This is a genomic window from Nocardiopsis changdeensis (genome assembly GCF_018316655.1).
GTDB classification, from domain to species: domain Bacteria; phylum Actinomycetota; class Actinomycetes; order Streptosporangiales; family Streptosporangiaceae; genus Nocardiopsis; species Nocardiopsis changdeensis.
This window is the reverse complement of record NZ_CP074133.1, coordinates 4,654,464-4,673,122: the sequence shown is the minus strand read 5'-3', so window position 1 is coordinate 4,673,122 and position 18,659 is coordinate 4,654,464. Positions and strand designations below refer to the sequence as shown.

The window sequence follows — 18,659 nt, the reverse complement described above, 5'->3', positions numbered from 1 at the left end:
GCGCTCCGAACACCTTTTCCCCGCGGTGCCTCCCGCGGTCCCCGCACCCTCCACCGTGCGGAGGTGCCGGCGATGACCGCCCGCGAGGAGGGCGCCGCGGCGTCCTCGCCGAACATGAAGGCCGTGGTCATGGCCGGGGGCGAGGGCACCCGCCTGCGCCCCATGACCGCCAACCAGCCCAAACCCCTGCTTCCGGTGGTCAACAAACCCATCATGGAGCACGTGCTGCGGTTGCTGCGCAAGCACGGTTTCACCGAGACGGTGGTCACCGTCCAGTTCCTGGCCACCCTGATCCGCAACTACTTCGGCGACGGCGAAGAACTCGGCATGAAGCTGCACTACGTCGCCGAGGAGGTCCCGCTCGGCACCGCCGGCAGCGTCAAGAACGCCGAGGACCACCTGCGCGGCGAGCCCTTCATCGTCATCTCCGGCGACGCGCTCACCGACATCGACCTGACCGACATGGTGCGCTTCCACCGGGAGAAGGGCGCCAAGGTCACCATCGCCCTCAAGCGGGTCCCCAACCCGCTGGAGTTCGGCATCATCATCGTCGACGAGCAGGGCCGCATCCAGCGCTTCCTGGAGAAGCCCACCTGGGGCCAGGTCTTCTCCGACACCGTCAACACCGGCATCTACATCATGGAGCCGGAGGTCCTGGACCGGGTCGCCGCGGGCGAGGTGGTCGACTGGTCCGGCGACGTCTTCCCCGAGCTCCTGGAGGAGGGCGAGCCCCTCTACGGCTACATCGCCGACGGCTACTGGGAGGACGTGGGCACCCACGAGAGCTACCTCAGCGCCCAGGCCGACGTGCTGTCGGGCAAGGTCGCGGTGGAGATCGACGGGTTCGAGGTCTCCCCGGGCGTGTGGGTCGGCGAGGGCGCCCAGGTCTCCGCCGAGGCCGTGCTCAAGGGCCCGCTCTACATCGGCGACTACGCCAAGGTGGAGGCCGGCGCCGAGCTGCGCGAGTTCACCGTCGTGGGCAGCAACGCCGTGGTGCGCGCCGAGGCCTTCGCGCACCGCACCGTGCTGCACGACAACGTCTTCATCGGCCGCGGGGCCAACCTGCGCGGCGCGGTCATCGGCAAGAACACCGACGTCATGGCGGCGGCCCGGATCGAGGAGGGCGCGGTCGTCGGCGAGGACTGCGTCATCGAGTCCGAGGCCTACCTCCACAACGACGTCAAGGTCTACCCGTTCAAGACCATCGAGGCCGGCGCGGTCGTCAGCACCAACGTCATCTGGGAGTCGCGCGGGCAGCGGTCGCTGTTCGGGCCGCGCGGCGTCTCGGGCCTGATCAACGTGGAGATCACCCCGGAGCTGGCGGTGCGGCTGGCCAACGCCTACGCCACCACCCTCAAGAAGGGCGCGATCGTCACCACCTCGCGCGACGTCTCGCGCGCGGCCCGGACGCTCAAGCGGGCGGTCATCAGCGCACTGACGGCCGCGGCCATCGAGGTGCGCGACCTGGAGGTCGTGCCGCTGCCGGTGGCCCGCTTCCACACGTCCCAGAGCGGGGTCAGCGGCGGCATCACCGTGCGCACCACCCCGGGGGACCCGGAGTCGGTGGACATCCTGTTCCTGGACTCCGACGGCGCCGACCTGTCGCCGGCGGCCCAGCGCAAGCTCGACCGGGTGTTCTCCCGGGCCGAGTACCGCAGGGCCTTCCCCGGGGAGATCGGCGAGCTGACGTTCCCCTCGCGCAACGTGGAGAACTACGCCCACGACCTGCTGCGCGCGGTGGACACCTCCGGGGTCGCCGAGGCGGGCCTGAAGGTCGTGGTCGACTGCGCGGGCGGCAGCGGCTCGCTCATCCTGCCCTCGCTGCTGGGCCGGATCGGCGTGGACGTGCTCACCGTCAACAACCGGCTGGACGAGGACTCTCCCACCGACACCGCGGCCAAGCGCAACCGCGACCTGGAGCGCCTGGGCGAGCTGGTCTCCGGCTCGGGGGCCGACTTCGGGGTGCGGTTCGACCCGGTGGCGGAGCGGCTCTCCATCGTGGACGAGAAGGGCGAGCTGGTGGACGGCGAGCGCGCCCTGCTCGCGGTCCTGGACCTGGTGTGCGCCGAGCGCAAGGGCGGCAGCGTGGCGCTGCCGGTGACCATCACCCGCGTGGCCGAGCAGGTGGCCCGGGCCCACGGCGTCGAGGTGCTCTGGACGGCCACGGCCATCAACGAGCTCACCAAGGCGGTACAGGAGGGGGACGACGTCATCCTGGCCGGGGACGGCCGGGGCGGCTTCGTCATCCCCGAGTTCAGCCCGACCAGTGACGGCATCGCGGCCTTCGTGCGGCTGCTGGGCCTGGTGGCGCGGACCCGCAGCACGCTGAGCCGGATCGAGGGGGCCATCCCGCACGCGCACCTGCTGCGCCGCTCGGTGCCCACCCCCTGGGCCGTCAAGGGCAGCGTCATGCGGGCGGTCGTGGAGGCGGCGGGCGACCGCGAGCTCGACACGACCGACGGCGTGCGCGTCCTGGAGCCCGACGGCAGCTGGGCGCTGGTCCTGCCGGACACCGCCGAGGCCGTGACCCATCTTTGGGCCGAAGGTCCCGACCCGGACACCGCCCACCGGCTGCTGGCCGAGTGGGCGAACGTCGTCGAACGCGCCGAGGGCTGACCTCGGATTCCGGCCGGGGTGCGGGCCGTGTGGCCCGCACCCCCTTCGGTGTACGGTGGAAACAACGGCCCCGGTGCCGGTGGCCGAGCCGTGCCCGCTGGCTAAACTGGGCATAACGACAGGTCGTGGCGGTACGGCGGCGGCGAGGCGAATCCGTGGGGCGCGGGAGCGAACCAAAACCCCCGGAGCGGCATCGGTAACCAGAGAGGTGTCTCTTCTCGTCGGGACCGTCCCCGGCGGAGTCGGTGCTCCGGGCACCGGATCCGCCGTTCGCCCCACCGCTCCCGAGGCGGGGTGTCCACGGCAGGCCGACGAGGAGCGAAGCCCTTCCCGGACAGGGATATGGTTTAAAGTCGAGTGTTCCCTGGAGCGCCGCGTCGCCTACCGCACGGGCCTTCCCGCAACGGCGGACCCGGTAGAGGTGATGAGGAGTACAACATGGGGGATGAGACCTAGCGACCGACCGTGCGAGGTGCGCCGCTGCCGCGACAGCGGATCGTCTCGCCGCGTTCCGGACGCCGTGCGGGCCCCTCGCCCGCACGACGACCGGAACGTGCCACCGATCAGCCGAATCAAGCACCGCCCCGTGCGGTAGGAGGCCGAGCCGACCTATGTCGAGCGTTTACTGCACGCAGTGCGGTCACGCCGTTGCGGATGATGCCCGTTTCTGCTCCCACTGTGGGACCCCCGTCCGCAGGGACGGACAGCCCGGTCCCCGGCCCGGGGGGAGCGGGGAGTCCGCCGGAGACGTCACGTCCACCATCTCCATCTCCGGCATACAGGCCCTGGAGGAGGAGGACTCCGGTGACGAGTCGGGCAACGTCGACCCCACCAACGTCGACGCCCTGCCGCCCGGTACGGCTCTCCTGGTGGTGAAGCGCGGTCCCAACGCCGGCAGTCGCTTCCTCCTGGAGAACGACGTCACGACCGCCGGGCGCCACCCCAACAGCGACATCTTCCTCGACGACGTCACCGTCTCGCGGAGGCACGTCGAGTTCTTCCGCCGCGGCAACGGTTTCGGCGTCCGCGACGTGGGCAGCCTCAACGGCACCTACGTCAACCGGGAGCCGGTGGACGAGGCCGAGCTGGGCGGCGGCGACGAGATCCAGATCGGCAAGTTCCGGATGGTGCTGCTGACCAAGCCGCGCCGCTGAGGAACGGTATCGGGCGTGCACGCGCACCGTTGACGGCGGCGGCCGGGGCCGAGTAGGTTTGCGGCCCCCCGCCGCCGGAGAGCTTTGTATCGAAGGGTGCCGATTTCGCCCTCGGGTCCTGATCCAACGGGGGATACAGGGACGAGCGCCCATCCGGCATGACGACTCGTGGGACGGAGCCGCTGTGAAGCACATGGAGTTCGTCGGCGTCCGGGTTGAGATGCCCTCGAACCAGCCGATAATCCTGCTCAAGGAATCCGACGGGGACCGCTACCTCACGATCTGGATCGGCGGGGTGGAGGCGACCGCGATCGCGCTCGCGCAGCAGGGTGTGGTCCCGGCCCGGCCGCTCACCCACGACCTGTTCCGGGACGTGCTGGACGCGCTGGACACCCAGCTCACCACGGTCAACATCACCGGGCTGAACGACGGCATCTTCTACGCCGAGCTCGTGTTCAGCAACGGTGCCGAGGTCAGCGCCCGGCCCTCGGACTCGATCGCGCTGGCGCTGCGGACCGGTACGCCGATCTACGCGCACGAGGACGTGATCGACGAGGCCGGGATGCCCATCCCGGACGAGCAGGAGGACCAGGTCGAGGCGTTCAGGGAATTCCTCGACAACATCACGCCCGAGGATTTCGGGCGCCGTACGGAGTGAAACCGCGCCGGGCGCTCGGGGACGCCCCGGAACACGGCCGCGACCTGCGGTGATGTTCCGGGGTGCCGGTGTTAGATTGGGGACGGGGAAGTGAACGTCGAGGTCGGGGCCGAAAAACGGGGTGCGCGCACACGGCGTGACCACCGCGGCTCCGCGGCACCCGGGGGCGCGCACTTGGCGACGCGCCGAGGGGTGTCGTTGACGCTGCCCTCCGGCCGCCTTACGGTCGGTGCAGTGGAACCCGCGGCGCACCCGTTCCCTCTGTGGACATCCCCTGTCGAGACCGCCGCGGGACGAGAAGCCGGAGGTCGGCGTGGCGGTAGCGAGCGGCAAGCGGGAACCCCATGACAGGCGGTCCGCGCTGCGGCTAGCGGGGCAGCAGGGCCTACCGTGCGAAGAGGACGTGGTGGCGCCGCCTATGGACGTCGGGTACCGGGGTCCCGCGGCCTGTACGGCCGCCGGGATCACCTACCGTCAGCTCGACTACTGGGCCAGAACCGGCCTGGTGGAGCCGAGCGTGCACACCGGTGCCCACAACGCCCCCCTGTACAGCCTCCCCGACGTCCTGCTGCTCAAGGTGGCCAAGCGACTGCTGGACACCGGGATATCCCTCCAACAGATCCGCACCGCCGTGGACCACCTGCGCGGCCGCCCCGCCCCCGAGCTGGCCCGCATCACCCTCATGAGCGACGGCGTCAGCGTCTACGAGTGCACCTCCCCCGAGGAGGTCGTCGACCTCATGCAGCGCGGCCAGGGCATGTTCGGGCTGGCGCTGGCCAACGTCTGGCGGGAGCTGGAGGAGGCGCTGGGCGTGGTCCCGGCCGAGGAGCGCGGCGAACTGCCCCCCGCCCCGCCCGCGGCCCCGGTGGACGAGCTGGCCCGCCGGCGCAAGGAGCGCCGCACCGGCTGACCCGGGCTCCGCGCCGAGCACCGCAAGCCGATGACGATTCCTGCAAGCGGATGCAAGCCGCTTGCGTTCCATGCCGTACCTTAGGGGCATGAAACGTCGACTCGCGGAGGTCGCCGAGAAGGTCGGGGTCAGCGAGGCCACGGTCAGCCGGGTCCTCAACGGCAAGCCCGGAGTGTCCCCCGGTACGCGCGAAGCCGTCCTGACCGCCCTTGACGTCCTCGGCTACGAGCGCCCCACCCAGCTGCGCGGCGAGCGCGCACGCCTGGTGGGCCTGGTGCTGCCCGAACTCCAGAACCCCATCTTCCCCGCCCTGGCCGAGGTCATGGCCACCGAACTGGCCCGGCGCGGCTTCGCCCCGGTGCTGTGCACGCGCACGGCCGGCGGGGTCACCGAGGCCGACTACGTCTCGCTGCTGCTGTCCCAGCAGGTCTCGGGCATCATCTTCGCCGGCGGGCTGTACGCCCAGGGCGACGCAGCCCACGACCACTACGCCGACCTGCACGAGCGCAACCTGCCCACGGTGCTCGTCAACGCGGCCGTCGACTCCCTGGACTTCCCCCGGGTGGCCTGCGACGACGCGGTCGCCGTCGAGCAGGTGGTCGCCCACCTGCGGGCGCTGGGCCACGAGCGCATCGGCCTGGTGGCGGGCCCGCCCGACCACGTCCCCTCCCAGCGCAAGCGGGCGGCGCTGCGCTCCTGCTTCGGCGACGGCCCGCCGCCCCCGGTGGAGCACGCCCTGTACTCGATGGAGAACGGCCGGGCCGCCGCCGAGCGGCTGCTGGAGCGCGGGGTCACCGGGATCCTGTGCGCCAGCGACGTGATGGCGCTGGGGGCGGTGCGCGCGGTCCGGCGGCGCGGGCTGTCGGTGCCCGGGGACGTGTCGATCGTCGGGTACGACGACTCCCCGCTGATGGCCTGCACCGATCCGCCGCTGACCACGGTGCGCCAGCCGATCGAGGCGATGGGCCGGTCGGCGGTGGAGGTGCTGGCCCGGTGGATCGACGGCGGCCGGGTCTCCCGCGAGGAGCTGATGTTCGAGCCGGAGCTGGTGGTGCGGGCCTCGGCGGGCCCGGCCCCGGCCCTCCCGGACGGCGGCCCCCGGGGCGAGAGGGCGGCCGTCCGGGGCTGAGACACGGGATCCCCGGAGGGGCGTGCGCGGTCGCGCACGCCCCCTCTGTCGTGTCCGGGACCCCCGTGTGCCCGATGTCCCCGTCCGGGCGGTTCCGCGGGGCTTCGTTACGCCTTCGTTAGGCGGGTTCGCTCGACTCCCCTGTGTGATTCAGCTCGCATTATGCCTGTATTTCCAGGCTGTGTAGCTGATTTGCAAGCTCATGTTCGTTTCTTGCAGAAGTGTGTCCGGCTGTTTTATCGTTCCGGCACCACCACATGGCTTCCCCGGGGGAGGAGCCGGAAAGGAACGAGCAGGTTATGGGCACACACCGTGTCGCAGTTCCCCGGCGCACCGCACTCGCGGCCGCCGCCGTCGCCCTGGCGGTGGGCGTCACCGCCTGCGGCTCCGACGCCCCGGCCGCCGACGGCACCGTCACGATCGTCGTCAACGGCCAGCCGGAGCGGACCAAGCCGGTCGAGCGGGCGATCTTCGACGACGACGTGGAGGAGTTCCACTCCCTCCACGAGGACATCCGCATCGACCCCCGCGAGGGGTTCATGGACCCCGCGACGTTCCAGACCAAGCTCGCCGGAGGGCAGCTGGAGGACGTCTTCTACGTCTACTTCACCGACCCCGCCGCGCTCATCGAGCGCGGCCAGGTCTCCGACATCACCGAGCAGGCCGAGGCCCTGGGCATCACCGACCGGATCCAGCCCGGGCTGCTCGACGTGTTCCGCGACGAGGAGGGCCGCCTGTACGGGCTGCCCACCGCCAACTACTCGATGGGCCTGGTCTACAACCGGACCCTGTTCGAGGAGGCCGGACTGGACCCCGACTCCCCGCCCACCACCTGGGAGGAGGTCCGCGAGGCCGCCGACGCCATCAGCGACCTGGGCGGGGACCATGTCGGCTTCGCCGAGCTGAGCACCAACAACCAGGGCGGCTGGCACTTCAACGCCTGGATGAACTCCCTGGGCGCCGAGACCGTCGACCGCGGCACCATGACCGCGAACGTCGACGGCGCCCAGGGTCGGGAGATCCTGGAGACCCTCCACGCTATGCGCTGGGAGGACGGCTCCATGGGCGACCGGCAGATGCTGGAGTTCGAGGACCTCCAGCGCATGATGGGCGCGGGGACCCTGGGGATGTACATCGGCGCGCCCGACAACCTCAAGCCCATCGTCGACAACTTCGAGGGCGACTACGACGACTACGGCCTGGCCCCCATGCCCGAGCAGCAGGGCACGCTGATCGGCGGCGAGGGCTACATGTTCAGGGCCGGGCTCACCCCCGAGCAGATCGAGGCGGGCCTGACCTGGCTCCAGTGGAAGTTCCTGGAGCCCGACCGGTTCCAGGAGATGATCGACGACGCCCTCGAACTGGGCTCCCCGGTCGGCCTGCCGATGGCGCCCACGCCCGACATCTGGGTCGGCGGCACCCGCGAGGAGCAGCTGGCCCTGAAGGAGGCCAACGCCAACGTCCCGCTGGACAACTACCAGACCTTCGTGGACGCCCAGCCCGACATCCCCGGCTTCGTCGAGCCCCCGCAGGCCCAGCAGGTCTACGCGATCCTCGACACGGCCATGCAGGCGGTGCTGACCCGCGAGGACGCCGACATCGACGAGCTGCTCGCCACCGCGAGCGACGAGATCGACGCCGTCCTGGAGTGACGCCCCCGCCCCCGGCGGCGGCCCGCACCCCGGGCCGCCGCCCCGTCCCCACGGAGCCCGCCATGCCCGAAACCGGCACCGCGACCGTTCCCGCGCCGCCGGCACCGCCGACCCCGGCCCGCGCCCCCCGCCGGCCGGCCGGGGCACTGCGCCGCCGCGTCGCCGAGAACGCCGTCGCCTACGCCTTCCTGTCCGCCGCGATCCTCTGCTTCGCCGTCTTCTCCTGGTATCCGGTCACCCGGGGCGTCGCGCTGGCCTTCCAACAGGTCAACTTCGTCACCGACCCGGTGTGGGTGGGACTGGAGAACTTCCGGACCCTCGCCGAGGACCCGCTGTTCGCCACCGCCTGGGCCAACACCGCGCGGTTCACCCTGCTGGCCCTGGTCTTCGGCTTCGCGCTGCCGTTCGTGCTGGCGCTCGTCCTCAACGAGCTCAGGCACGCCCGCGGGTACCTGCGGCTGGTCGTCTACCTGCCGGTGATGCTGCCGCCGATCGTGTCGGCGCTGCTGTGGAAGTGGTTCTACGACCCCGGCCCCGGCCTGCTCAACGGGGCGCTGCGCGCGGTGGGCCTGCCCGGGCTGGAGTGGACCAACTCCGCCGACACCGCGATGATCTCGCTCGTCATCGTCTCCACCTGGGCCAACCTGGGCACCGCGACCCTCATCTACCTGGCCGGCCTCCAGGCCGTCCCCGGCGAGCTGTACGAGGCGGCCGAACTCGACGGGGCCGGGCTGCTCCAGCGGGTGTGGTCGGTGACCATCCCGCACATGCGGTTCGTGATCCTCGTGCTCCTGCTGCTCCAGGTCGTGGCGACCATGCAGGTGTTCGTCGAGCCCTACATCCTCACCGGCGGCGGACCCGAGGGGGCCACCACCACGGTCCTGCTGCTCATCTACCGCTACGCCTTCACCTTCGGCGACTTCGGCGCGGCCGCGGCCCTGAGCCTCATGCTCTTCGCGGTCCTGGCCGTGTTCTCCGCCCTGTACCTGTGGGCCACCCGCGCCCGCTGACCCGCCCCCCGAAGGAGAGCCATGATCCCGACCCGTCCCCGGCGGGCCCGCGGCGGCCCGCCCGCGCGCACCGGGGAGCGCACCCTCGTCTCCCCGCTCACCCTCAACAGCCCCCGGGGCAGGATCGGCTACCGGGTGGTCCTGCTCCTGGTGATCGTCCTGTTCACCGTGGTGTTCCTGGGGCCGATGCTGCTGGCGGTGAGCGGCTCCCTCAAACCCCCCGCCGAACTGGTCCGCACCCCGCCCACCCTGCTGCCGCAGGAGTGGCGGCCCGAAACCTACCTCCTCGCCTGGGAGACCCTGGACCTGGGCCGGTACCTGTGGAACACGTTCGTGGTGGTGGGCGGCGCCTGGCTGTTCCAGCTGGGGGTGGCCGTGCCGGCCGCCTACTCGCTGTCGCGGCTGCGCCCCGTGCTGGGCAACGCCGTCCTGGGGATGATGCTGGCGACCCTCATGCTCCCGGCCGCCGCGCTGCTCGTCCCCACCTACCTCACCGTCGCGGACGTGCCGCTGATCGGGGTCAACCTGCTCAACACGCCCTGGGCGGTGTGGCTGCCGATGGCCGCCAACGCGTTCAACGTGTTCGTGCTCAAGCAGTTCTTCGACCGCGTCCCCGCCGAACTGGTGGAGGCCGCCCGGCTGGACGGGGCCGGGCCCGCCCAGATCATGCTGCGGATCGTGCTGCCGCTGTCGCGGCCGATCCTGGCGGTGGTGTCGATCCTGGCGATCGTCGCCGCCTGGAAGGACTTCGTCTGGCCGCTGGTGGTGCTCCAGGACCCGCTGGTGCAGACCATCACCGTCCACCTGGCGCGGATCTCCACCGAGATGCCGCTCAACCTCCTCATCGCCGGGATGGTCGTCTCCAGCCTGCCGGTGCTCGCCCTGTTCCTGGTGTTCCAGCGCCAGGTGATCGCCGGGCTCTCCGCCGGCGCGCTCAAGGGATGACCGTCCCTCCCGACCCCTCCGACGACAAGGACACCGCAACGTGACCGGACACCACGACCCGGACTGGTGGCGCGGCGCCGCCATCTACCAGATCTACCCGCGCAGCTTCGCCGACGGCGACGGCGACGGCGTCGGCGACCTCGCCGGGGTGCTGCGGGAGATCGACCACCTGGCGGAGCTGGGGGTCGACGCGCTGTGGATGAGCCCGTGGTACCCGTCGCCGCTCGCCGACGGCGGGTACGACGTGGCCGACTACACCGACATCGCGCCCGTGTACGGCGACCTGGACCTGGCCGACCGGCTCATCGCCGCCGCCCACGAGCGCGGCATCCGGGTGATCATCGACATCGTGCCCAACCACTGCTCCAGCGAGCACGTGTGGTTCCGGGAGGCGCTGGCGGCCGGGCCGGGCTCGGCCGAGCGCTCGCTGTTCTGGTTCCGGCCCGGCCGGGGCGAGAGCGGGGAACTGCCGCCCAACAACTGGCGGTCCCGGTTCGGCGGCCCCGCCTGGTCCCGGGTCACCGAGGCCGACGGGAGCCCGGGGGAGTGGTACCTGCACCTGTACTCGGCGCAGCAGCCCGACCTGAACTGGGAGAACCCGCGGGTGCGCGAGGAGTTCGACGCGATCCTGCGGTTCTGGTTCGACCGGGGGGTGGACGGGTTCCGCGTCGACGTGGCCGACGGGATGGTCAAGGACCCGGGGCTGCCCGACGTCCCGGAGGGGGACGAGAGCGCGTTCTCCGACCGCGACGGGGTGCACGAGGTGTTCCGGCGGTGGCGGCGGATCGCCGAGTCCTACGGGCCCGACCGGGTGTTCGTGGGGGAGATGTGGCTGCCCGACCCGGAGCGGTTCGCCCGGTACCTGCGGGCCGACGAGCTGCACAGCGCGTTCAACTTCGACTTCCTCAGCTGCCCCTGGGAGCCCAAGGCGCTGCGGGCGGTCATCGACCGGACCCTGGCCGCGCACGCCCCGGTGGGGGCGCCCGCCACGTGGGTGCTGTCCAACCACGATGTGACCCGGCACGTCACGCGGTACGGGAGGGCGGGGGACACCGGGTTCTCGTTCGCGGACCGCCGCCACGGCGAGCCCGTGGACCTGGAGCTGGGCACCCGGCGGGCGCGGGCGGCGGCGCTGCTCGCGATGGCGCTGCCCGGCGGGGTGTACGTCTACCAGGGCGAGGAGTTGGGCCTGGAGGAAGTGGACGTCCCGGAGGAGCTGATCGACGACCCGGTGTTCGTCCGCTCGGGCGGCGCGGACCGGGGGCGGGACGGCTGCCGGGTGCCGCTGCCGTGGTCGGGGGAGGGGCCGCCGTTCGGGTTCGGGCCGCCGGGCGCGGCCGATCCGTGGCTGCCGCAGCCCGCGGGCTGGGCGGCGCGCACCGCCGCGGCCCAGGCCGCCGACCCCGACGGCATGCTGCGCCTGTACCGCCGGGCGCTGGCGGTGCGCCGGGCCGAACCCGCCCTGGGCGCCCCGCCCGCCGACGGCCCGGGGATGCGCTGGCTGGAGGCGCCCGAGGAGGTGCTGGCGTTCGCCCGCGGCGACGTGGCCTGTGTCGTCAACCTGGGCGGGGACCCCGCGGACCTGCCCGCGCACCGGGGGGTGCTGGTGGCCAGCGGGCCCCTGGAGGGCGATCGGTTGCCGTCCGACACGGCGGTGTGGCTGCGGATCGTCCGAGAGGGATGAAAGAGTGAGAGTCGAGGGCTTCGTGCGGAGGACGGCCGTGCGAAGCCCTCCTCGAACCCTGTCCGAGAGGGATGGGAGAAGGAGCCCGTGCGGAGGGACGGCCGCACGGGCTCCCCCCTTTTCCACCCCGGGTCTGGGTGTGATGCGGGACACGGTGTGTTCTCGGGGCGGGGGCGGTGCGACTGTCCGAGAGAGGAGTGCGGGGCCGCGCGAAGGCCCCGCCGGGGACCGTCCGAGAGAGGACGGTGGAGGGTCCGTGCGGAGGGACGGCCGCACGGGCCCTCGTTGCGCCCGGGCGCGCGAGGCGCGCGGAACGCGCGGGGGGACTCGGCCTGTGGCGATGTGATCGAGTACGGTCGTAACCACAACAGGGATGAAAACCGACATTCGCCCTGTCCGTACAAGTGAACACAGCGTCAGCAGGCTGTCGATACCGCGCGGGAGAGACCCCTGACCCAGGGGCGCCGACGGGGCAATACTCCCCAGTAACCTCTCAGGCACCACGGACCGTGCGGAGAAGGCCGCTCTGAAGCCTGGGCGCCGCCGTGCCCGGTGACAGAGGGGGAGACCGTGAGGAACACCGCCGATCCGCATCGGCCCTGTCACCAGGAGGTCTCCGTGTCCGACCAGCCCGTGAACGTCCCCGGCGCGCCCGCCCGGGTGTTCGCCGACCGCCACGTCGGACCCGCGCCCGGCGCCGTCGAGGAGATGCTCAAGACGGTCGGCTACGGCTCCACCGCCGAGCTCATGGCCGCCGCCGTCCCCGCGTCCATCCTCAGCGCCCCCGGACGCAGCGCGGACCTGGACCTGCCCGAGGCCATCGGCGAGGCCGAGACCCTCGCGGAGCTGCGCGCGCTCGCCGACCGCAACACCGTCGTCAAGCCCCTCATCGGCCAGGGCTACTACGGCACCTTCACCCCGCCGGTGATCCTGCGCAACATCATGGAGAACCCGGCCTGGTACACGGCGTACACGCCCTACCAGCCGGAGATCTCCCAGGGCCGCCTCGAGGCCCTCATCAACTTCCAGACCATGGTCTCCGACCTCACCGGCCTGCCCGTCACCGGCGCCTCCCTGCTGGACGAGGCCACCGCCGCCGCCGAGGCCATGACCCTGGCCCGCCGCGCCTCCAAGAGCAGGGCCGACGTCTTCGTCGTCGACTCCGACGTCTTCCCGCAGACCCTCCAGGTGCTGCGCACCCGCGCCGAGCCGCTGGGCATCGAGGTCGTCGTCGCCGACCTCTCCCGGGGCCTGCCCGAGGGTGACGCCTTCGGCGTCCTGGTCCAGTACCCGGCCTCCAGCGGTGCGGTGCGCGACCCGGGCGCGGTCATCGCCGCCGCCCACGAGCGCGGCGCCCTGGCCGTGGTCGCCGCCGACATCCTCGCGCTGACCCTGCTGCGCAGCCCCGGCTCCCTGGGCGCGGACATCGCCGTCGGCTCCACCCAGCGCTTCGGCGTCCCCCTCGGCTTCGGCGGCCCGCACGCCGGCTACATGTCGGTCGCCGAGAAGCTGCGCCGCCAGATCCCGGGCCGCCTGGTCGGCGTCTCGGTGGACACCGCGGGCCGCCCGGCCTACCGCCTGGCCCTGCAGACCCGCGAGCAGCACATCCGCCGCGAGAAGGCCACCAGCAACATCTGCACCGCGCAGGTGCTGCTGGCCGTCATGGCCGGGATGTACGCCGTCTACCACGGCCCCCACGGCCTGCGCGCGATCGCCCGCCAGGTGCACACCCGCACCGCGGCGCTGGCCGACGCCCTGGCCGAGCGCGGCTTCGAGGTGGTCCACGGTGCGTTCTTCGACACCCTGCGGGTGCGGGTGCCCAGCGCCGACCGGGTCGTGGAGAGCGCCCTGGCCGCCGGGTTCAACCTGCTGCGCGTGGACGCCTCGACCGTCGGCGTCAGCGTCGACGAGACCACGACCGCCGCCGACCTGGCCGCGCTGGCCGAGGCGTTCGGCGGGGCGGGGCACGGCCCCAAGGCCGCCGTGGCCGTGGACGAGGACGCCGACCGCGTGCCCGGGGACCTGGCGCGCGGGGTGGACTACCTCGACCACCCGGTGTTCAACACCCACCGCAGCGAGACCTCGCTGCTGCGCTACATGCGCAGGCTGTCGGACCGCGACCTGGCCCTGGACCGCACGATGATCCCGCTGGGCTCGTGCACCATGAAGCTCAACGCCACCACTGAGATGGAGTCGATCACCTGGCCGGAGTTCGCGGGCCTGCACCCGCTGGCCCCGCTGGACCAGGCGGCCGGCTCGGTGGCGCTCATCCGCGACCTGGAGTCCTGGCTGGCCGAGATCACCGGCTACGACGCGGTGTCCCTGCAGCCCAACGCCGGCTCCCAGGGCGAGTTCGCCGGCCTGCTGGCCATCCGCGGCTACCACCGCTCGCGCGGCGACGACCACCGCGACGTGTGCCTGATCCCCAGCTCCGCGCACGGCACCAACGCCGCCAGCGCGGTGATGGCGGGCATGCGCGTGGCCGTGGTGGCCTGCGACGAGGGCGGCAACATCGACGTGGACGACCTCAAGGCCAAGATCGCGAAGCACGCCGACGCGCTGGCCGCGATCATGGTGACCTACCCGTCCACGCACGGCGTGTACGAGGACACCATCACCGAGGTGTGCCGCCTGGTCCACGAGGCCGGGGGTCAGGTGTACGTCGACGGCGCCAACCTGAACGCGCTGGTGGGCTGGGCCAAGCCGGGCGAGTTCGGGGCCGACGTCAGCCACCTGAACCTGCACAAGACCTTCTGCATCCCGCACGGCGGCGGCGGCCCGGGCGTGGGCCCGGTCGCGGTCCGCTCGCACCTGGCGGCGTTCCTGCCCAACCACCCGGGCCAGCCCGAGGCGGGCCCGCACACGGGCGTGGGCCCGGTGTCGGCGGCGCCGTTCGGCTCGGCCGGCATCCTGCCGATCTCCTGGGCGTACGTGCGGATGATGGGCGGCGAGGGGCTGCGCACCGCCACCGAGGTCGCCGTGCTGTCGGCGAACTACGTGGCCAAGCGCCTGGAGCCGTACTACCCGGTGCTCTACACCGGCGCGGACGGCCTGGTCGCGCACGAGTGCATCATCGACATCCGCCCGCTGCAGAAGGCGAGCGGCATCAGCAACGAGGACGTGGCCAAGCGGCTGATGGACTACGGCTTCCACGCCCCGACGATGTCGTTCCCGGTGGCCGGGACGCTCATGGTGGAGCCCACCGAGAGCGAGGACCTGGCGGAGCTGGAGCGGTTCGTCGAGGCGATGATCGCCATCCGCGGGGAGATCGACAGGGTGGCGGCGGGGGAGTGGGACGCCGAGGACAACCCGCTCAAGAACGCCCCGCACACGGCGGAGGAGGTCACGGCCGACGAGTGGACCCACGGGTACACCCGCGCGGACGCCGCCTACCCGGTGCCGTCGCTGCGCCGCGACAAGTACTGGCCGCCGGTGGGCCGCATCGACCAGGCCTACGGTGACCGGAACCTGGTGTGCTCCTGCCCGCCGCCGGAGGCCTTCGAGCTGTAGTCCGGCCCGGTAGGGCGCGGGGGGCTCCGTCCGGATCCGGACGGAGCCCCCTATTCGGACATAAGGAAAATCTACGACATAAAGGTGAGGCTTCCGGGCTCCCACGGGGCACACGCGCCCCGAAGGGCGACACCGGCCCCCACGGCCCTCTCCCGCCGCCGTCGCGCGCGTTAGAGTTGCGGCGACACCCGCGTGTCCCACCGCGCGGACCCCCACCGGAAAGCGCCCAGCATGACCACGACGTCCGGACCCTCCGCACGCCACGGCGGCCCCGTCGACCCCCGGCCGCGGGCCGTCGACCCCCGGGACGCCCCCGCCGGACCCGCGCCCTCGGCGTCGGAGGCGGCCGGTCTGTGCGACCAGGCCCGCGACCTGGCCGAGAGCGGCCACCTCGACCGCGCCGCCGAGCTCTACCGCGGCGCCGTCGCCGCCGACCCGCCCCCGGACGTGCTGGCCCGAGCGCTGCTGGGCCTGGCCGTGGTCGAGGACGGCCGCGGCGACACCGCCGCCGCGCGCGACGCCGCCCGCCGGGCCCTGGACACGGGCGACGCCCGGCACGCGCCCCGGGCCGCCCACCACCTGGCGCTGTCGCTGGAGCAGGACGGCGAGGGCGTTGAGGCCGAGCGGGTCTGGCGCCGCCTGCTGGACCTGGGCGGTTCCGGGCACGCCGCCGTCGCCCACTACGGGCTGGCCCGCGCGGCCGAGGAGCGCGGCGACCCCGGGGCCGCCGAGGAGCACTGGGAGGCGGCGCTGGCCCCGCCGCCCGAGCGGGCGGAGCGGCTGCACGCCGAGACCGTGGCCGAGGCCGCCCGGGACCTGGCCGGGAGGCTGCTGGGCCGGGGGGCGCCGGGCGCCGCCCTGAGCGCCGCCGACCGGGGGCTGTCCGCGGCCGAGGACCCGGAGCTGCGCCTGCTGCGCGCCGCCGCCCACCTCGAACACGCCATCGCCGACCTGGACGCGGTCCTCGAACCGCCCGGGGAGGGCGGGGAGCCGGCCGCCCCGCCGACCGCCGGGGCCGCCGTGGAGCTGCTGGCCGGCCTGCTGGCGCTGCGCGGGGACGCCGAGGGGGCCGCCGGGGTGTGGCGCGGCGGACTGCGCGACCTCGGGGACGCCACCGCAGAGGAGGTCGGCGCCCGGCTGCGGCGCGGGTTCGCCCACGGGGGCGAGGAGGACGGGGAGCCCTGGTGGGAGCCCTACCTGACGGAGGCGGTGGCCACGGCCAGCGCGCCGGCGCTGGCGGCGGAGCTGTTCGCGGTGCTGACGCGGATGCACGCCCTGGCGGCGCTGCCCGCGCTGGAGGGGGAGGCGAACCCGGCGCGGCTGCGGGAGGCGCTGGTCCAGGCGGTGCGCACCCCCGACGAACTGGTGTGGGGTCCGGGCCTGCACGCGGACCTGCGGCGGCGGCTGGCGGAGGCCACCGGTGAGCGCGACCTGCTGCCCGAGGACTGGCCCGAGGGCCTGTGAGGCCGCGGGCCGCGGAGCGGTCCGCGCGTACCGCCGCCCGGGGGCTCTGCTCCCGGGCGGGGTTCGTCCGGCCCGTCGGGGGACCGGTGGGGGCGGTGGTGGTCGGGCGTTCGCGGTCAGGCGGCCAGGACGCGGGGGCGGTGCGGGGCGACGACGGCGCCGTCGGGCAGCAGCTCACCGGTGTCGTCGAAAAGGACGACGCCGTTGCAGAGCAGGCTCCAGCCCTGTTCCGGGTGACTGGACACGACGCGCGCGGCCTCGCGGTCGGTGTCCTCGAAGGACGGGCAGGCGGGTTCGTGGCTGCACATGGGATCGGCCTTTCGCTAGGGACTCGTCATTGAGCTGACGCCAAGAATAGTGGCTCACATCACATGCTTGTCGCGTTTCGGGGCGAAAACACGCGGTCGGTGTCGTCGTCCGCTCTCACACGGTGAGATACCCGCGGACCGCCTGTGGTTCGCATCACCTTCGGCCGGATCGTGCGGGGTCAGTACCCCTGGCCGCCCCGGGTCCGGCGCGCCGCCGGACGGCTGCGCATCCCGGCCCCGGCCAGGCCGCCGCGCTGGAACGCCCGCACCAGCTCGCCGCCCAGGTTCACCCCGGCGCCCAGCGCCAGGCCGACCATGACCGCCTCCACCAGCGAGAGCAGGCCCGCCACCGCCGTGCCCTGGGTGAACTCGATCAGCCCCCGGTACAGCAGGCTGCCCGGCAGCAGGGGCGCGATCGACGGCACCAGGTAGGGCAGCACCGGGCGGCGGGTGCGCCGGGCCAGCCAGTGGCCCACCACCCCCACGGCCACCGCGCCCACGACGGTGCCCACGACCGGCGGCACCTCGAACACCGCCCGCATGCCCGCGTAGATCACCCAGATCATCACGCCCAGCAGGCCGATGGTCACCAGCATCCGGGGCGGCACCGCCAGCGACACCGCGAACGCGATCGCGATCCCGGCCGCGCCCAGCAGTACGGGCGGGTCCATGGCGGTGCCCGCCGAGGGCAGGGCGTCCAGGTCGATGGACACGCCCAGGCGCACCGCCGTGTACGCGACCGCGCCCACCCCGGACACGATCGCGCCCAGGATGAAGAACGTCTCCAGCAGCCGGGCCGCCGCCGACACGTAGCTGCCGCTGATCCCGTCCTGGAGGCTGGCCACCAGCGGGCGCCCGGGCAGCAGCGCCATGATGTTGCCGGTGATGATCGCCCCCGCCTGGAGCCCCAGCTCCAGCTCGTGGCTCACCCACAGCAGCCCCACGCCGATGGTCGCCGCGACCATCGCCGCGGCGGTCATCTGGTAGAACTCGGCGACCCCGCGCCGGGCCAGGAACACCGACGTGCGGTCGCCCAGCACCGCCGCCAGGAACGCCACCGTCGCCACGATGAGGCCGCCGCCCATCATCACACTGGCGCTGGAGGCGATCAGCCCGAACCCGACCACGATCACCCAGTTGGGGTAGGGCATGCGGGCCCGCCGGATGTGCTCCAGCCTGGCTGCGGCGTCCTCCAGCTCCAGCAGGCCCAGGGCGGCCTGCTGCACCAGCGTGTGGAGCTCGTTGACCCGGAAGTAGTCCAGGGAGCGGCGGCGCACCACGCGCTCGCCGGTGATGGGCGGCTGGTCGCCGCCCGGGTGCGTGGACAGGGTGATGGTGGTGAAGGTGACCGACACCTCCGAACGGGGCAGGTTGAAGGCCACCGTGAGGCTGAGCATCGCCTCGCTGACGGCCTCGGTGCCCTCCCCGCTGGCGAGCATCAGCTCGCCGACCCGCAGCACCAGGTCGATGGCCCGGGCGTCGGGGAGGGGGCGCTCGTCCTCCTCCTCGTCCGGGGCCAGGTCGCGTTCGTGCCGGGCGCGCCAGTCGCGCATCCGGCTGAGCATGCGGTCCTCACCCGACGGCGGGCGGCCCCGCTTGTCCCCCATGTCCGTCCTCCC

The 18,659-nt window shown here is 72.9% G+C and carries 13 protein-coding genes and 1 riboswitch; of the genes, 11 read left to right on the top strand and 2 right to left on the bottom strand.

Annotated elements, in window-relative coordinates:
- The first annotated feature begins 114 nt into the window (after window positions 1-114).
- The 11 genes from KGD84_RS21305 (at window position 115) to KGD84_RS21255 (ending at window position 16,732) form a co-directional block, all read left to right on the top strand.
- Window positions 115-2,616: a mannose-1-phosphate guanyltransferase gene (locus tag KGD84_RS21305; RefSeq protein ID WP_220565898.1), complete on the top strand. Its 2,502-nt coding sequence runs from the start codon at window positions 115-117 to the stop codon at window positions 2,614-2,616.
- A gap of 611 nt (window positions 2,617-3,227) precedes the next feature.
- Entirely contained in the window at window positions 3,228-3,770 is a 543-nt protein-coding gene (locus KGD84_RS21300; RefSeq protein ID WP_220562148.1) for an FHA domain-containing protein, read from the top strand.
- Window positions 3,771-3,954: 184 nt separating this feature from the next.
- On the top strand, window positions 3,955-4,428 hold the full coding sequence (locus KGD84_RS21295; protein ID WP_220562147.1) for a bifunctional nuclease family protein: 474 nt from the start codon (window positions 3,955-3,957) through the stop codon (window positions 4,426-4,428).
- A gap of 418 nt (window positions 4,429-4,846) precedes the next feature.
- Window positions 4,847-5,338 carry a MerR family transcriptional regulator gene (locus KGD84_RS21290; protein WP_220565897.1) on the top strand — a complete coding sequence of 164 codons (492 nt, stop codon included), beginning with the start codon at window positions 4,847-4,849 and terminating at the stop codon, window positions 5,336-5,338.
- Window positions 5,339-5,426: 88 nt separating this feature from the next.
- Window positions 5,427-6,467, top strand: a complete 1,041-nt coding sequence (locus tag KGD84_RS21285) for a LacI family DNA-binding transcriptional regulator (RefSeq protein WP_220562146.1) — start codon at window positions 5,427-5,429, stop codon at window positions 6,465-6,467.
- A gap of 299 nt (window positions 6,468-6,766) precedes the next feature.
- Window positions 6,767-8,119: an extracellular solute-binding protein gene (locus tag KGD84_RS21280; protein ID WP_220562145.1), complete on the top strand. Its 1,353-nt coding sequence runs from the start codon at window positions 6,767-6,769 to the stop codon at window positions 8,117-8,119.
- A 62-nt stretch (window positions 8,120-8,181) separates the two neighbouring features.
- Entirely contained in the window at window positions 8,182-9,129 is a 948-nt protein-coding gene (locus KGD84_RS21275; protein ID WP_220562144.1) for a carbohydrate ABC transporter permease, read from the top strand.
- A gap of 21 nt (window positions 9,130-9,150) precedes the next feature.
- The gene (locus KGD84_RS21270; RefSeq protein WP_220562143.1) at window positions 9,151-10,074 is read left to right on the top strand and encodes a carbohydrate ABC transporter permease; all 924 of its coding nucleotides are present in this window, start codon (window positions 9,151-9,153) and stop codon (window positions 10,072-10,074) included.
- 40 nt (window positions 10,075-10,114) lie between these two features.
- Window positions 10,115-11,758, top strand: a complete 1,644-nt coding sequence (locus KGD84_RS21265; protein WP_220562142.1) for a glycoside hydrolase family 13 protein — start codon at window positions 10,115-10,117, stop codon at window positions 11,756-11,758.
- Window positions 11,759-12,186: 428 nt separating this feature from the next.
- Window positions 12,187-12,278: riboswitch (glycine riboswitch) on the top strand.
- A gap of 98 nt (window positions 12,279-12,376) precedes the next feature.
- The gene (gcvP, locus tag KGD84_RS21260; protein WP_220562141.1) at window positions 12,377-15,268 is read left to right on the top strand and encodes an aminomethyl-transferring glycine dehydrogenase; all 2,892 of its coding nucleotides are present in this window, start codon (window positions 12,377-12,379) and stop codon (window positions 15,266-15,268) included.
- 231 nt (window positions 15,269-15,499) lie between these two features.
- Window positions 15,500-16,732, top strand: a complete 1,233-nt coding sequence (locus tag KGD84_RS21255) for an FAD dependent oxidoreductase family protein (RefSeq protein ID WP_220562140.1) — start codon at window positions 15,500-15,502, stop codon at window positions 16,730-16,732.
- A gap of 116 nt (window positions 16,733-16,848) precedes the next feature.
- Here the strand turns inward: KGD84_RS21255 and KGD84_RS21250 are convergent, their stop codons facing one another.
- Both KGD84_RS21250 and KGD84_RS21245 read right to left on the bottom strand, forming a co-directional pair.
- On the bottom strand, window positions 16,849-17,040 hold the full coding sequence (locus tag KGD84_RS21250) for a DUF5999 family protein (RefSeq protein ID WP_220562139.1): 192 nt from the start codon (window positions 17,038-17,040) through the stop codon (window positions 16,849-16,851).
- Window positions 17,041-17,219: 179 nt separating this feature from the next.
- Complete coding sequence (locus tag KGD84_RS21245) at window positions 17,220-18,647, bottom strand: threonine/serine exporter family protein (protein ID WP_255646722.1); 1,428 nt, start codon at window positions 18,645-18,647, stop codon at window positions 17,220-17,222.
- Between the last annotated feature and the right edge of the window lie 12 nt (window positions 18,648-18,659).

Coding starts and splice junctions, on each gene's coding strand:
- KGD84_RS21250 (WP_220562139.1), bottom strand. CDS start 17,040: ATGTGCAGCCACGAACCCGCCTGCCCGTCCTTCGAGGACACCGACCGC.
- KGD84_RS21280 (WP_220562145.1), top strand. CDS start 6,767: ATGGGCACACACCGTGTCGCAGTTCCCCGGCGCACCGCACTCGCGGCC.
- KGD84_RS21290 (WP_220565897.1), top strand. CDS start 4,847: ATGGACGTCGGGTACCGGGGTCCCGCGGCCTGTACGGCCGCCGGGATC.
- KGD84_RS21255 (WP_220562140.1), top strand. CDS start 15,500: ATGACCACGACGTCCGGACCCTCCGCACGCCACGGCGGCCCCGTCGAC.
- KGD84_RS21270 (WP_220562143.1), top strand. CDS start 9,151: ATGATCCCGACCCGTCCCCGGCGGGCCCGCGGCGGCCCGCCCGCGCGC.
- KGD84_RS21300 (WP_220562148.1), top strand. CDS start 3,228: ATGTCGAGCGTTTACTGCACGCAGTGCGGTCACGCCGTTGCGGATGAT.
- KGD84_RS21285 (WP_220562146.1), top strand. CDS start 5,427: ATGAAACGTCGACTCGCGGAGGTCGCCGAGAAGGTCGGGGTCAGCGAG.
- KGD84_RS21275 (WP_220562144.1), top strand. CDS start 8,182: ATGCCCGAAACCGGCACCGCGACCGTTCCCGCGCCGCCGGCACCGCCG.
- KGD84_RS21245 (WP_255646722.1), bottom strand. CDS start 18,647: ATGGGGGACAAGCGGGGCCGCCCGCCGTCGGGTGAGGACCGCATGCTC.
- KGD84_RS21305 (WP_220565898.1), top strand. CDS start 115: ATGAAGGCCGTGGTCATGGCCGGGGGCGAGGGCACCCGCCTGCGCCCC.